This window comes from Thioalkalivibrio sp. K90mix (assembly GCF_000025545.1).
Lineage (GTDB): Bacteria > Pseudomonadota > Gammaproteobacteria > Ectothiorhodospirales > Ectothiorhodospiraceae > Thioalkalivibrio.
Map to the genome: position 1 here is coordinate 2,621,998 of NC_013889.1, position 13,192 is coordinate 2,635,189.

General features: G+C 65.6%; 10 protein-coding genes. 5 read left to right on the forward strand and 5 right to left on the reverse strand.

Translation table 11 applies throughout. The features are described from left to right. Positions 1-3 precede the first annotated feature (3 nt). From prsK to prsT, 3 genes are read left to right on the forward strand one after another with little or no spacing between them, the layout of a single operon-like run. The gene (prsK, locus tag TK90_RS12545) at positions 4-2,070 is read left to right on the forward strand and encodes an XrtA/PEP-CTERM system histidine kinase PrsK (protein WP_012983859.1); all 2,067 of its coding nucleotides are present in this window, start codon (positions 4-6) and stop codon (positions 2,068-2,070) included. 26 nt (positions 2,071-2,096) lie between these two features. Further along, a complete protein-coding gene (gene prsR, locus TK90_RS12550; protein ID WP_012983860.1) occupies positions 2,097-3,434 on the forward strand; it encodes a PEP-CTERM-box response regulator transcription factor in 1,338 nt (445 codons plus the stop codon). Between the two features lie 34 nt (positions 3,435-3,468). Continuing rightward, complete coding sequence (gene prsT, locus TK90_RS12555; protein ID WP_041444286.1) at positions 3,469-6,249, forward strand: XrtA/PEP-CTERM system TPR-repeat protein PrsT; 2,781 nt, start codon at positions 3,469-3,471, stop codon at positions 6,247-6,249. Positions 6,250-6,321: 72 nt separating this feature from the next. Here the strand turns inward: prsT and TK90_RS12560 are convergent, their stop codons facing one another. Further along, positions 6,322-6,987 (reverse strand): class I SAM-dependent methyltransferase, encoded by a 666-nt coding sequence (locus TK90_RS12560; protein ID WP_012983862.1) that lies wholly within the window; start codon positions 6,985-6,987, stop codon positions 6,322-6,324. A 237-nt stretch (positions 6,988-7,224) separates the two neighbouring features. Here TK90_RS12560 and pepA point away from each other — a divergent pair, with 237 nt between their 5' ends. After that, positions 7,225-8,061, forward strand: a complete 837-nt coding sequence (gene pepA, locus TK90_RS12565; RefSeq protein ID WP_012983863.1) for a flocculation-associated PEP-CTERM protein PepA — start codon at positions 7,225-7,227, stop codon at positions 8,059-8,061. A gap of 102 nt (positions 8,062-8,163) precedes the next feature. On the opposite strand, the gene TK90_RS12570 is transcribed toward pepA, so the two are convergent. The 4 genes from TK90_RS12570 to TK90_RS12585 are packed head-to-tail and all read right to left on the reverse strand — an operon-like array spanning position 8,164 to position 11,263. After that, the gene (locus TK90_RS12570; RefSeq protein ID WP_012983864.1) at positions 8,164-9,042 is read right to left on the reverse strand and encodes a ThiF family adenylyltransferase; all 879 of its coding nucleotides are present in this window, start codon (positions 9,040-9,042) and stop codon (positions 8,164-8,166) included. Then, positions 9,042-9,818, reverse strand: a complete 777-nt coding sequence (locus TK90_RS12575) for a PEP-CTERM/exosortase system-associated acyltransferase (protein ID WP_012983865.1) — start codon at positions 9,816-9,818, stop codon at positions 9,042-9,044. The genes TK90_RS12570 and TK90_RS12575 overlap by 1 nt, the downstream gene beginning before the upstream one ends. Beyond that, positions 9,808-10,626, reverse strand: coding sequence for a GNAT family N-acyltransferase (locus TK90_RS12580; RefSeq protein WP_041444287.1), 819 nt, complete (start codon positions 10,624-10,626; stop codon positions 9,808-9,810). The genes TK90_RS12575 and TK90_RS12580 overlap by 11 nt, the downstream gene beginning before the upstream one ends. 43 nt (positions 10,627-10,669) lie before the next feature. Next, on the reverse strand, positions 10,670-11,263 hold the full coding sequence (locus TK90_RS12585) for a PilZ domain-containing protein (RefSeq protein WP_012983867.1): 594 nt from the start codon (positions 11,261-11,263) through the stop codon (positions 10,670-10,672). Between the two features lie 352 nt (positions 11,264-11,615). Here TK90_RS12585 and TK90_RS12590 point away from each other — a divergent pair, with 352 nt between their 5' ends. Continuing rightward, a complete protein-coding gene (locus TK90_RS12590; protein ID WP_012983868.1) occupies positions 11,616-13,172 on the forward strand; it encodes an XrtA system polysaccharide chain length determinant in 1,557 nt (518 codons plus the stop codon). The last annotated feature ends 20 nt before the right edge of the window (positions 13,173-13,192 follow it).

Consider the following 13,192-nt stretch of genomic DNA (forward strand, 5'->3'; position numbering starts at 1 on the left):
GCCATGAATCTCGCCGCGCCCAGCTATCTCCTGGCCGCCCTCGCCTTTCTCGTCCTGGTGGTGCTGGCCCTGTGGACCTGGCGGCAGCGCCCGGGGAGCCTGTGGGTCGCCGGGGCGGCGCTGCTGTCCGTGATCTGGGCGCTGCACATGGCGCTGGTAGCACGCGAGATCGGCGAGGCCCCCGTCTCCGGCGGGGCCTTCGAGGTGCTTCGCAACGCCGGGTGGTTTGCGGTCCTGTTCGCGCTGCTCGCGCGCCGCGGCGCGTCCGCGGCGCGACCGCCCGCACCCTTGCGGACCGCGATGATCGTCACCGCCGCCCTGATGTTCGGGCTGTTCGCGGCCCTCGCCCTGCCGCTCCCGCTGACCTATGGCGCCTGGGTGGGCACTGCGATGCTGGGCATGGCGGTGCTGGGCCTGGTGCTCGTCGAGCAGGTCTTTCGCAATACACCCCTGCAGCGGCGTTGGGAGATCAAGTTCCTGAGCCTGGGCCTCGGGGCGCTGTTCGCCTTCGACCTGTTCCTGTTTGCCGATCTCGTGCTGTTCGGGGCGATCAACAGCCCCGTCTGGCAGGCCCGCGGCCTGGTGAACGCCCTGGTCGTACCATTGATCGCGATCTCCCTGGCCCGCCGGCCGCTGCAGGCACGCGAGGCCCCGGTGGTCTCGCGCCACCTGCTGTTCCATACCGCGGCGCTGATCGGTGCCGGGCTTTATCTGTTCGCCATCGGCGCCGCGGGCTACTACCTGCGGCATGTCGGCGGCGACCTGGGCGCCTTCCTGCAGGCGGTCTTTCTGTTCGGCGCCGCGTTGCTGCTGGCCGTCATTGTCGCCTCGGGCAGTCTGCGCTCGCGCCTGCGCGTCTTCCTGGCCAAACACTTCTTTCGCTATTCGTTCGATTACCGCCAGGAGTGGTTGCGGTTTACCGGCACCCTCTCGGCCGAGGATGACGAGATCCCGTTCCGCCAGCGCGCCATCCAGGCGATCGGCGAGCTGGTGGACAGCCCCGGGGGCCTGCTGTGGGTGCGTGACCGCAACGGCACCTACGCCCCGGAGGGAGTGCTGAACCTGGGCGATCCGAGTTATCCCCCGGAGGAACCCGACGGGGCGCTGGTGGAGTTCGTCGCGCGCACCGGCTGGGTGATCGACCTCAACGAATACCGCCGGGACCCCGAGCTGTATCAGGGGCTGCAACTGCCGGAATGGCTGGCGCAGAACACGCGCCTGTGGGTGGTGGTGCCGCTGCTCAAGGGCGAGCGGCTGCAGGGGTTCGTCGTGCTCGCCCAGCCCCGCGCGCCGCGCAAGATCGACTGGGAGGAACGCGACCTCCTGAAGACCGCCGGGCGCCAGCTCGCGGTGTATGTCGCGCTGGTGCAGACGGACGAGGCCCTGCTGGAGGCCCGCCAGTTCGAGGCCTTTCATCGGCTGGCGGCGTTTCTGGTGCACGACCTCAAGAATGTCTCGGCCCAGCTGTCCCTGGTGTGCTCCAACGCCGAGCGTCACCTGTCCAATCCGGACTTTGTTCGCGATGCCCTGAACACAGTGGGCAATGCCCGCGACCGGCTGGAACGGACCCTGGCCCAGCTGCGCCACGCCCAGGCCACGCCCGACACCCCGAGCCGCATCATCCCGCTGGACCGGCTGCTCGCCGAGGTCTCCGAGGCCAGCAGCCACCGCTCGCCCCTGCCCCGGCTCGACCTGCGCGAACCCGCGGCGGTCATCGGCGACCAGGATGGACTTAAAAATGTACTACTCAATCTTGTAAGAAATGCTCAAGAGGCTACGCCGGATGACGGCTCAATCAATCTCAATCTTTACACCGAAGGGGGTTGGGCTATTGTTCAAATTGAAGACACGGGGAGCGGTATGGAGCCGGCCTTTCTCAAGAATCGGCTCTTCAAACCCTTTCAAACCACCAAGGGAAATGCAGGGATGGGGATTGGCTTATATGAAGCGCGCGACCGGATTCTACGCATGGGTGGACGCATCACCGTCGACAGCGAGGCCGGCGTCGGAACGGTCTTTACCCTGAAGCTCCCCTTGCAGATGGCGCCAGCCATGGCCGAGCCGTCATGAAGACCGCTGGTGAGCAAGAGGGTTCTATGCTGAAGCTTCTCATCGTCGAAGACGACCAGGGTCTGCGCAACCAGCTGAGCTGGTGCTTTGAGGGATACGAGATCCTGGAGGCCGAGGATCGCGAAAGCGCCATGTCCAGGATGCGCCGCCATCAGCCGGAACTGGTGACGCTGGATCTGGGCCTGCCACCGGACCCGGCCAACGCCTCCGAAGGCCTGGCCCTGCTGCAGGACATCCTGGCAATGGATCCGGAGACCAAGGTCATCGTCGTCACCGGCAATGACGATCGCGAGAACGCGCTCAAGGCCGTGGCCCTGGGGGCCTACGACTACTACATCAAACCGGTCGAATCCGACCTGCTGCGGATGATCGTCGATCGCGCCGCTCACCTGTACGGGCTCGAGGCGGAGAATCGCAAGCTGGCACGCAAGCCCGGTGCATCCCTGAGCGGGATGATTACTGCCGACCCGGGGATGCTCGATGTCTGCCGGGTGGTCGAGCGTGTCGCGCCCTCGGACGCCACCGTGCTGCTGCTGGGCGAGAGCGGCACCGGAAAGGAGGTGCTGGCACGCGCACTGCACGACCTGAGCGGGCGCGCCGATGAACGCTTTGTGGCGATCAACTGCGCCGCAATCCCGGAGAACCTGCTGGAAAGCGAACTGTTCGGGTACGAGAAGGGCGCCTTTACCGGGGCCACGCGGCAAACCATCGGCCGCATCGAGCACGCCAACAACGGGACCCTGTTCCTGGACGAGATTGGCGACCTGCCGCACAGCCTGCAGGCCAAGCTGCTGCGCTTTCTGCAGGAGCGCAAGATCGAACGCCTGGGCGGTCGCAGCGAGATTCCGGTCAACGTGCGCATCATCGGCGCCACGAACCAGGACCTGAAGGCGCTGATCCAGAAGGGCGAGTTCCGCGAAGACCTGTATTACCGCATCAGCGAGATCTCGGTCTCGATCCCCCCCCTGCGCGAGCGCAAGGGGGATGCAACGCTGCTCGCGCACTACCTGCTCGACCGCTTCACCCAGGATCAGCGGCGGCCGCGCCGCGGCTTTACCCAGGATGCCACCCACGCGATCGAAGCCTACGACTGGCCGGGCAACGTCCGCGAGATGGAAAACCTGATCCGCCGCGCCGTGATCATGGCCGACAGCCAGTTGATTACCGCGAAGGACCTGGGCCTGGAGCCCCCCGAGGGCGAGGCCCCGGCGGTCCGACTACGCGACATCCGTGACAGCGCGGAACACGAGGCCATCCTGAAGGCGATGGCCCGCAGCAAGAACAACATTGCCCAGGCTGCCGACCAGCTCGGAATCACGCGGCCGACGCTCTACAGCCTGCTCGACAAATTTGGCCTGAGGTAAACCCGCCATGAAGACTCCCCGTTCTGTATCCCGTGTGGTGCACGCGCCCCGCCGTACCCTCCCGCGCCTGGCCCCGTTGCTGATGGCGCTGACTCTGGTCGGCTGCGATGCCCTGGGCACCCCGACCGAGGCCGAGCACCGGGAACGTGCCGAGCGCCACATGGACGCGGGCGAATACGCCGCGGCCACCATCGAATACCGCAACGCACTGCAGCACAACGCGGACCCCGAGATCCGGGGCCGCCTGGGCCTGGCCTATCTGCGCGACCAGCAGCCGGAACCGGCCGTACGTCACCTGCAGCGGGCCCTGGAGATGGGTGCGGACCCGAATGTGTATGCCCTGCCTCTGGCGCGCCTGCTGTTCACGCTGGGCGGCAGTGGCGCGATCGCCGAGATCCCCGAGGCCGATGCCCTGGAAGGCGAGGATGCCGCGCGTCTGCTGGCCTACCGGTCGCTGGCGGCCTATCAGGCGGGAGATGCCAGCGCCGGATCGGATTATCTTGAGGCCGCCCGGGAGGTCCAGGACGACCTGGTCGAGATTCAGCTGGCGCGCGGCTACCAGGCAATGTCCGATGGCGACGCCGAGCAGGCCATGAACATGACCGATGCGGCCCTGGAAACGGACCCCGAATTTTCCCCTGCCTGGTCCCTCAAGGGCGATCTGGAACGGGTGCAGGGCGACCCCGAGGCTGCGCTCAAGGCCTTTAGCCGCGCCGTCGAGCTGCGCCCGGATGCGATCGCCGAACGCCTGAAGCGCGGGCTGATGCACGTCGAACTGGAGCAGTTCGACGAGGCCCGGGCCGATGGCAAGTTCCTGAAGGATGGCGCACCCAATCACCCCGGCGGCCACTTCCTGCTGGGGCTGATCGAGTTCGAGACGGGTGAACCCCTGCAGGCCCGCCCCCACCTGGAAGAGGCGCTGGCGGCCTCGGCCAACTACCGTCTCGCGATGCCCTATCTGGCGGCGATCCAGCTGGAGGAAGGCAACTGGTCCCAGGCGGAGCGCCTGCTGGAGCGCCATCATGCGCTGGGCCCGGCCAATGCGATGAGCTACCGGCTGCTGGCGCAGCTGCGCATCGAACAGGGCCGCACGCAGGAGGCGCGACGGATTCTGGCCGAGGCACTGAGCGAGCGGCCCGACCTGATCGAGGCCCTGGGCGATCAGCTCGCCGCGCTCTATATCGGCGAGGGCGACACCGACAGCGGGATCGAGGTCCTGCGCGAGGCCCTGGCCAACCGCGCGGACCGCCCGGAGCTGCAGGAGATGCTGGGAATCGCCCTGGTGCGGCACGGCGACCACGAGCAAGGCATGGCGCTGCTGCACCGGGTCGCCAGCGAAAGCGCGGATGTACGCCTGGCCGACTATTCGGTGGCGCTGGCACATATCCGTGACGAGCAGTACGAACAGGCCCTGGAGGCTACTCAGCGCCTGCGCGACAAAGACCCGGAAAACCCGCAGGGCTTCAACCTGATGGGCGCCGCCCTGCTGGGGCTGGGCGAAATCCACGAGGCCCGCCTGATCTACCAGGAAGGGCTGTCGCTCCACCCGGACAACAGCACCCTGGCCCTGAACCTGAGCTCGCTCGAAGTCCGTCAGGGCAACCTGGAGACGGCCCGCGAGATCCTCGAGGACCTCCAGGAACGCGACCCCGGGCATCCCACCTCGGCGATTCGGCTGGCAACACTGCACTTTCAGCAGGGCGAGATGGAGGCCGGCAAGCGCTGGCTGCAGGACGCAATCGAGGCACACCCGGATCGGATCGAGCCCTACCTGATGCTGGCACGCGCCCAGAACCAGCAGGAGGATCACGCCGCCGCCCGATCCACCCTGGAAAAAGCACGTGAACATCACCCCAACGACACCCGAGTGCTGGGCCTGCTGGTCGACCTGCAGGAGCGCGAGGGGGACTTCGCGGGCGCGGCACAGACGCTTGGGCACCTGGCCGTACTGCGTCCGGATGCCGCGGAGCTGCGCTTCCGGCAGGCGCGCAATCTCGCCGCTCTGGGCGAGACCGAGCAGGCGGTCACGGCCCTGCGCCAGACGCTGTCGATCGACTCCAGCCATATGAGCGCACGCATGGTGCTGACCCGCCACCTGAGTCTGGCCGGCGAGGTCGATGAGGCGCGTCAGGTCTTCGAGCCCGTCGTGGAGCGCGCCCCGGAGGCAGCGCAGGTGATCGCGCAGCAGGCCTGGTTCGACGCGCAAGCCGGCGAGCTCGAAAAAGCGATCGAAGGCTACGAGCGTGCACTCGGGCGCGAGTCCCGACGCGACTGGCTGGTGGAAAAATACCAGGCTCAGCAGCGCGCCGGCCATTCCGAGGCGGCCCTGGAGACGCTGAAGGGCTGGCTGCAGGAGCACCCCGAAGATGCGGCCTCGCGCCACCTGCTCGGCTCGGCGCAGATCAACGCCGGCCACGAGGCCGAGGCCCTGGACACCTACGAAACGGTGCTGGAGCAGCGCCCCAACGATGTCATCGCGTTGAACAACGCGGCGTGGCTGGCCCGCGAGACGGACAACCCGCGCGCCCGCGAGTATGCCCGGCGGGCCGTCGAACTGGCCCCGGATCAGCCCGCAATTCTCGACACCCTGGGCGTGGTCCTGCTGGAGGGCGGTGACACCGAGAGCGCCCTGGAGACCCTGCAGCGGGCCTACCGGATGAGCCCGCAGGCACCGGATATCGGGTTCCATCTGGCGCAGGCCTACCAGGCCAGCGGCGAAACCGAACAGGCGCGGGCCCTGCTGACGGAGCTGCTGGAGGCACACGAGGACTTCCCGGAACGCGAGCGGGCCCAGTCGCTGCGCGAGTCGCTATAGGCGAAACCAGCGGGAAGAATGCCCTGACCTGAAGCCCACGCTCGCGCGGGCTTCAGTGTTTCTCCGGGACGATTACGGTTTCTTCAACAGCAGGTTGTAGCAGTTGCCCGAGATCGAGGAGTCGACCACCTGGAATCCGACGCGGGTAAAGCGGCTCAGGATATCCCGGGCCTCGTACGGGGTATGCAGGATGCCCTTGCGCATGCCCCAGCGGTTGATGCGTTCGGCAATCGCCTTGAGTGGCTGTGGCGTGCGCGGGTACAGCAGGACGTTCGCGGCCAGGGTGCCCCCGGGCTTGAGCACCCGAAAGGCCTCGTGGATGGCGCCGTCCACATCCGGAAAGCAGTGCACCGAGTTGGCGATATTGGCCGTATCGAATTCGCTATCGGCGAACGGCAGCTCCGCGGCGTCGGCGTGTTTGACAGTCACGTACTCGTCCTTGGCGAAGCGATGGCGCGCGCCCGCCAGCATGGATTCGGCGTAATCCACGCCGACGACTTCGCTCTCCGGCAATTTGCGCCGGCGCCGCCACTTGATCGCCATCTCCAGCAACGTCCCCGTGCCGCAGCCGATCTCGAGGTGTCGGGCCCCCATGTTGCGGCCAAAAAACCGGATCTGGGCGCCCAGGGTGCTGTTGTAGGCAAAGGTCAGGATGAAAAACCCCCGCGCGTCGTACCACCACGGTGGCGACTTGTAGGCCTCGGCAATCTCGTCGCGGGTCTTGGCACGCTTGGACATGTGGCATCTCCTTCACGGAAAGAACGGCCGAGCCCCCAATCCCTGCCGTCCGTTTTTTTTACATGGCCCTTTTCCATGGCCAAGGAAAACAAACGAAAAACTATTTAAAATCCGATAGTTATCGCGCTTGGCACGCAGCCTGCTTTACTTCACTCGCAAGACAGGACGACTAGCAAATTGAAGTAGAAGTAAGCGTTAACTCAAACACATTGATTCTAACTGGTGGAGGATTACAACATGGAAAGGTTCAAGCAAACAGCGCTGGGGGCGGTACTGGCAGTGGCCAGTCTGGGGCTTGCGGGCACCGCACATGCCGGCGTCTTTACGATTGATGATTCGCAGCTCGATCTCTCGACGATCGCCGTGGGTGAACGTGAAGTCGACCGCATTACCGGTGGGTATGAGGAACTGCTGACCCTCGATACCGACGGTTCCTTCGACGCGGCGGCCTACTGGAACGTGGGTCAGTACTTCCTCGGCGGCACATCGGTCAGCAACCGACTGGGATCCACCGGGGACGATGGCGACCTGTTCTACGGTCTGTATGCCGTGTTCGAGTCCTCCGGGAACTTCGATGCGGATACGGGCGAGTTCACCGGCACCACCGGCTCGATCGCGCTCTATCTGGACCCGAATCTGGATACCACCTTTGGATTCAACTCGAACGATGCGGCCGATGGTGTGGCCCTGGGCGGCACGGGTGACGACATTCTCGTCGGCTGGTCCGACATCTTCGAGCGGGGCGCAGGTTCCTTCGACCCCGATTCGGACGACATCGGCAGCTTCGCGCTGATCTTCAACGAGTGGATGCTGTCCGACGAAGGCAAGCAGTTCTTCACCAGTCCGGATCCGTTCTACATGAATGTACGTGTGACCGGACAGTTCGACTTCATCGAAGGCTTCGAGGAAGTCGACCAGCGCACCACCTTTGAGGTGGTCGGCTCGGCCGACGCCCGCTGGTCCGGACAGGAAGTGCCGGAACCGGCCATGCTGCTTCTGCTGGGAACCGGGCTGGTATTGCTCGGCTTCGTCGCCACGCGACGCCGCCGCCGCGAGACCGGCCTGGCTGCCTAGCAGCCCTTGTGGTTGGGCCTTCTGCTCCCCCCTGGGTGGAAAGCCTCTCCCGGCCCCTCGTCTTCGGACGAGGGGTTTTTTATGCCTGAGCATTCAGCACGACTACTGCGCATTCGCCCGGAGACGCGCGAGGCGACGGCGCCCGATGGCCAGGAGCAGACGCTGCAGGGGGTTGCGGTTGCCACCGGGGCGCCAGGTGCGGGCGAGGCGCTGGCGGTAGGCATCGAAGTGAACACCATGCGGGGCCCAGACGACGCGGCCTCGCCCCAGCAGGATCTTCAGCGCCTCGGTACCCATGACGCCGGCGCACAGCTCGCAGGCCATCACGGTGGACGGGCCATGCTGGGCCTTCAGGTCGACGGCGGCAGGATCGGCCAGATAGCCCATCTGCATCATCGACGGGGCCAGCCCCATCATGAAACGCAGCGCCAACTCCTCGTCGGGCAACCCGTCGCGCAGGTCGAAGTAGTCATCGAACGACACGCCACCCGGGCGGAAGTTAAGCAATGCCGCCCCCATGCCGAGCGGGGCCACGGTGATCGCCGGGATCCCTCGCTCTGCACACACGGCGAAGACCTCGCGACGGGCCTGAAACACGAAGAAGTCGAGCCCGTCGACGTAGAGATCCACACCCTGGAGGAAAGCCTCCAGATTGTGCTGGTGCACGCCCTCCGGGAACGTCGTGATCTCGAGCTCCGGATTGATGTCCAGCGCCATCTCGCGCAGGACCTCGACCTTGGGCCGGCCCAGACGCGACATGCCCGCCCCCGCCTGGCGATTCATGTTGTGCAGCTCGAAGCAGTCGAAATCCGCGATATGAAAGCGCCCCACCCCCAGGCGGGCGAGTGTCAGCAGGTGGCTCCCGCCCACACCGCCAAGACCGGCGATTGCCACTCGCGCGCCACGCAGGCGTTCCAGCTCCGGCCAGGTCACCCAGCCATGGGTGCGCCGGAACGCCGCGTGATAGTCGAATTCAGGCATCAGGCCGCGCTGGCAATCGCGTCCCAGAGAGAGTCGGAGGGGTGGGGGTCGGAGAGATTGGCATAGGAGTGTGCATACAGCTGGCTCAGCGACGGTGACCGGTGAATCCCGGACAGGGCTGTAAGCAGACTAATATGAAATGGCGCGCGGCGGCCATGGTAGTTCTGAAGCGTACCGATCTGTTTCACCTTCAGGCCGTGGCGCCGCAGGATGCGCGCCAGCGATGGCTCCATCATGGCGAAGGCATGCGAACGGCCCTGGATCTCCATCATGGCGACCGCGCTCATGAACAGACTCAGCGCCAGCAGCGGGAAGGTGCGCGCCTGCTCCAGAGGCACGTTCAGCAGGTGAAGGTCCCCGACAGGCGTGACCGACTCCCCCAGACGTCGCCGGAACAGGCCGTTGACGGCCAGCCGCGAGACCTCGCAGATCGCGTCCCGCTCCAGCCGGTCCGGGCGGTACTCGGTCTCGTAAAAGCAGTTATCGCAGTGACGCTCCATCGGGAGTTCGTGGATCTTCTGACGCGCGTCGACATGAACGACCCGGACGCAGCCCGCGTGGGTGCCACTCACCACATGTTCCAGCAGGCAATGCGAGGCCTGGGCGTCATATTCGTCGATCTCCCGCTCGCCCGGGCAGTTCTCCGGAGACTCGTAACGGAACTCTCGGCAGTAGACCTCGTAGCGCAGCCGGTACACCGCCTCCAGCTGCTCTTTGTCCGGCTTCACCAGAGAAAAATAGCGGCAGAACGCCGTGATGAGCGGGTCATCCTGCACAGGGCACTTCCATAGCCCTTGGGGCGTGATACCCACGCGGGCGCCAGCAACGCTTGTACCCCGGCGCCGCTCGGTACGGGAACGGTGGGTGCCCGGCCAGTTGCGCGTAGTGAGGGCGCTCCGGTGTGTTGCCCAGTCCCAGCCGGCGGCGCCAGGCCGACAGCGCCAGGCCGGACTCGGCAGTCGGGGCCCGGAACGGCAGCCGCAGCCCCCGATGGTCGCAGGCCTCGCCACACAACTCGATGGGGATGTAGTGGCGCTGAAGCAGACGGGCCAGGGCCGGGCGAATCATGAACAGCAGAAAGTCATACCCGTGATCCTCGGCATAGGCCTGGGCGGCCTGGCACAAGTGGTACAGCAGGCGCGGCGATCCGCGTTCCGGGGAACCACGGGCAATCAGGCGGGAAACCTCGAGCACCCGCGGGGACTCGACCCTGGGCGTAGCAAAGGCATCCGGAAACAGATGCCCGGCGGCCATGGTCGGGAGGGGACCCGCCTCCGGCCGAATCAGGCGCATGGCGCCAACCCAGCGCCCGCCGTCGTACAGTCCGCCCATCCGCACCAGAAAATGAGCGGCGTGCTCATCGTGGACGTCGCGCTCGAACCCCTCCGGGTAACGCTCGGCCGCTTCAAAACCGGTCTCCAGGCAGTACACCGCGTAGCGCATCCGATAGTGAATGCGCCGCGCCCGGGCGCCTGTGGCGAGATACACCTGATAGGACGGGGAATGCCCATCCGGCAGGCAACGATCTGAGGTGGGGCGTCCCGGTTCGACGCCAGCATGGGTATACAAACGTTCGTCCTCCATTGGGCAATTCAGCACTGAGCCCCCCGAGCACGGCCCCATCGGTTCAGGCCGTGGTGTCGATGCGGTGACCCGGGCGGTTGCGCCTGAGAAAGCGCAGGCCCAGCCCCACCCGGCGATCGGAAACCACAACGGCATCGAAGGTCCCGGCGGTCGGGAGCACCAGCTGCAAGGTGGTCTCAGGCGGCAGGTACGGGTACTGCCCGACCAGCACAATCCGCGCGCCACCCCGCGAAAGATCCATCAGGCGGCACTTGCGCCACTCCTTTCGGATGCCGATCTCGGTCAGCAGATTGACCGCATACCTCGGCCAGCACCGCTGCTCGGGCCGGCCGGGTGTCATGCGCCCGTAGCGCCAGGCGAATGCGGCCGACCAGTGCCGTGGGTTCGGCGAGCAGGCGTAGAGATCGGCCTGATCCGGATCCGCGACCGGGGGTTCCCCGAGCCGGTCGATTACGGCCTCCACCAGCTGTCCGGCCCAGGACTCGTACTCCTCGTCACTAGCGCTGAACCGGTGGAGCTGTCGGTAGATGTCGTTCATCAGCGCGAGACGCTCGCTCCAGTTCCGCTTGAGCATGGCGGGATGCCAAAACTCCGCCAGGTTCTGCGCGAGGCTTCTCTGGCTCAGATCGTCGTCCATTTGAGAATCCCTCCCAACTGCAACGCCACCCCCGCCGCAGCCGTTTCGAGCCTAATCGAACAAACCCCAGCAAACTGCGTACCAGTTAACGTAAACCCCTGATCCGTTATAAAACCGCGAAAATTTATTAGAAAACTCAGCTTCAAAACTTTTTCAGGTGTAAACATTCTCGACATCTGTAGACAAGGGAAAACAAACGATCTTCAATAGCCCTAGACGTCTCCCGGGTGGGGTCCAGGCAAGGTGACAAAAGGGCTTTGCGGGGAACCCTTTTACTGGAGAACCGTTACTCCGTTCTAAGACCCGCAAGGCGGCATTGAGCGTCAAAGGGTTCAACAGGGGGCCGCAAGGAATGGAAAAGATTGTTCAGGATTTTGTTCAGCGGGCACGCGCCACATGGCGCCGTCGCTGGTGGATTCTGCCGATTGCCTGGATTGTGTGTCTGGGCGGATGGGCTTACATCCAGAGCCTTCCGGATACCTATCAGGCTAATGCGCAGGTATTCGTAAACACCCAGTCCGTACTGAATCCGCTGCTGCGCGGGATGACGGTGCGTCCGGATACAGAGGAGCGGCTGCGGATGGTGACGCGCACTCTGCTCAGCCGCGACAACCTGGAAACCATCGCCCAGCAAAGCGACCTGGACGTCTACATGGGCAGTGCCGACCTCGACGCACAGGTCAACCTGCTGCGCGGCAGGCTGACCCTGGACGGCGAACGGCGCGAAAACATCTTCACTGTGCGTTTTCGCCACAGCAATCCTGACGTCGCCGAGCGCGTGGTCCGCGAGACGGTGAATCTGTTCATGGAGCGCGGCCTGGGCGACTCGCGCCTGGACCTGAGCACCTCGCAGCGATTCATTGAGCGTCAGCTCGAGACCTACGAGCGCCAGCTGCAGGCCAGGGAAGCCGAGATCGAAGACTTCAAGCGGCAGAACGCGCGGTTTATCAGCGGCGACGGCAACTTCTACTCGCGCCTGGAGCGCGGCCGCGAACAGGTGGCTCAGGCAGAGCTGCAACTGCGCGAGGCGCACAGCCGCCTGGCCGCGTTACAGCGCCGTGCCGAGGAAAGCCGGTCGGGCGGAGGCACGGTCAGGGCGCAGTACCGCAACCCCGAGCTGGACCGGCGGATTAACGACCTGCAGGAAAACATCGATGCCATGCGGCATCGCTACACCGACGACCATCCCGACATCGTTGCCGCAAGGCGCATCCTCTCGGAGCTGGAAGAACGCCGCTCGCGCGAAGCCGCCGACTACGCCCGCAACCCAGCGGTGGTCCCCATTGGGGGCACCGGGGGTGGCGACTCGCTGCAGGCCGCGATCACCGAGGCCGAGAGCGAGATCGCGATGCTGGAGACCCGCATCGAGGAGTTCCAGGCGCGGGTCGCGCGGCTGGAACAGGATGTCGACCGCGCCCCGGCCGTGGAGTCGGAGCTGACCGCGCTGACGCGCAACTACGACGTGCTGCGCGACTCCTACCGCCAGCTCCAGAGCCGCCGCGAGCAGGCGATCATGTCCGGCGCGGTGGAGTCGGAGACCGACTCGGTCGATTTCCGCGTCCTTGAACCGCCGCGCCGACCGACGGCCCCCTCGGCACCCGATCGCCCACTGATGGCCACCGGCATCCTGCTGGTCGGCCTGGGCGCGGGAACGGGCTTCGCCTTCCTGCTTTCGCAGCTGCGGCGGACGATCAACAGCCGACGACAGCTTGCGGAAATCGCCGGTCGCCCGGTTCTGGGCACCCTCTCGGCCGTACGCACACCCCAGATACGGCGCCGCCGCAGGCTGGAGCTATCGGCCTTTTCGATCGCCCTGGCCACACTCCTGCTGGTGTATGCCGTGGTCATGGGTCTTTACCTCACCGGATCGGCCGGTGTTCTCGACGAACTGCTGAGCCTGTTGCGATGAACAGCCGCGGCCATCGGCCC